Origin of the sequence: Streptomyces sp. TRM70350, from assembly GCF_019219825.1 — a bacterium.
Classification (GTDB): Bacteria; Actinomycetota; Actinomycetes; order Streptomycetales; family Streptomycetaceae; genus Streptomyces.
Genome location: NZ_JAHUXH010000087.1, coordinates 1 through 1,485, shown reverse-complemented (window position 1 = coordinate 1,485; position 1,485 = coordinate 1). Strand labels below are relative to the sequence as shown.

Sequence of the window (1,485 nt, the reverse complement as noted above, 5' to 3'; positions counted from 1 at the left end):
AGGGCTTGCAGATCATTAACACGCTGTCTTGATCTTGTTGCGGGGCTCGCTGGTTTGGTCGAGGACCCGAGCCTGGAGGGCATCGAGGACGACGGGCGGCGTCGTCGCGGGTGGGATGGTGATGCCGTGTCCCTCGAACAGTTTCCTGGTCTTCAGAAGGGTGCGGTGCATCGCGGTCCGGCTGCTGCCGAACAGGACGGCGAGGGGTTCCGCGGCCAGGTTGACGCGCAGATGGAGCACAGTGGCCAGGACCTGGTCGGGGAAGGCGAGCCGGGGCGGACGGCCGCGCCGGGCATCGCCGTCGAGGGTTAAAGCCCCTGTGAGGGCGTGCAGTTGTTGCCGGGACATGCCTGTCAGGGCGGGATCGGACAGTAGGGCCTGGTCCCACTGCGGGGCCGGCGCCTGCCGAGCCCGGGCCGCCGGGACGGCGGGGCGAGCCTGCGGGTGCAGGGCATAGTTCCAGTCGCCATGGAAAGCGTGCCGGGTCAGCGGCAGTGCTGCCATCTCTGCGTCACCAATACGGACTCCGGTGGGGTAGGTGTTGGTGTCGAGTGCGGCTCCCACGCGCAGTCCGGTGCGGGTGGTGGTCGCGGCGATGGACTGGACGATGACTTCGTGGCTGGTCAGCGGCCGGCCGCGCCAGTTCATGGTGATGTGCGAGAAGAGCCGGTGCTCGATCTTGTTCCACTTCGAAGTGCCGGGCGGTAGGTGACACACGGTGATGGTCAGTCCCGTTTCGGCGGCGAGCTGGGCCAGTTCGAGTTTCCAGGCCCGGGTGCGGTAGCCGTTGGAGCCTCCCGCATCAGCGGTGATCAGCAGTCGTGCCGCCTGAGGGTAGGCAGCCCGGCCCTGGCCGTGCCACCAGCGGCGGATCGACTCCACGGCGAACGCGGCAGTGTCGTGATCGGTGCCGACGTTGATCCAGCCGGTGTTCGCCGCAACGTCGTAGATCCCGTAGGGGACGGCCTTGCCCAGCTGCGGATCGGCGAAGTCATGCACGCTCACCGGCACCGGCTCACCCGTCGGCCGCCACTGGCAGCCACTGTTCTTGAACTCGCCGACGAGCTCCTTCTTCTTGGTGTCCACGCTGATCACCGGCTGACCGGTGTCCCTATGCTCGCGGGCCTGCTCATTGAGATAGCGGAACTGGGCATCCCGGTCCGGGTGCTGACTGCCCTCGATCGTCTTGGCGTTGGCCTGCAGGCTGAAGCCTTCCTCCCGCAGCAGGTCGGCGACGGTGTCGGCACTGACGCGGTGCCCGGCCCGCGTCAGCTCCCGCGCAAGCGTGCGCGTGGACTTCACCGACCACCGCAACGGCGACATCGGGTCACCTCGCACATCCGGCTCAACCAGCGCCAACAGCGCCGGCCGCAGCCCCGGATCCAGATCCACGACCCGCTTGCGGCCCCCGCCCGGACGACGCACCCGCCCCAGAGGCTCCTCACCAGCCTCCAGCTCGAACACGCCCTTGCGGACCGTCGTCTC

At 68.4% G+C, this 1,485-nt stretch carries 1 protein-coding gene; it reads right to left on the bottom strand.

Annotated elements, in window-relative coordinates; all coding sequences use genetic code 11:
- Positions 1-15 precede the first annotated feature (15 nt).
- Positions 16-1,485: ISAzo13 family transposase (locus tag KWI83_RS37655; RefSeq protein WP_218518866.1), on the bottom strand; the 1,470-nt coding region annotated here is incomplete at its 5' end.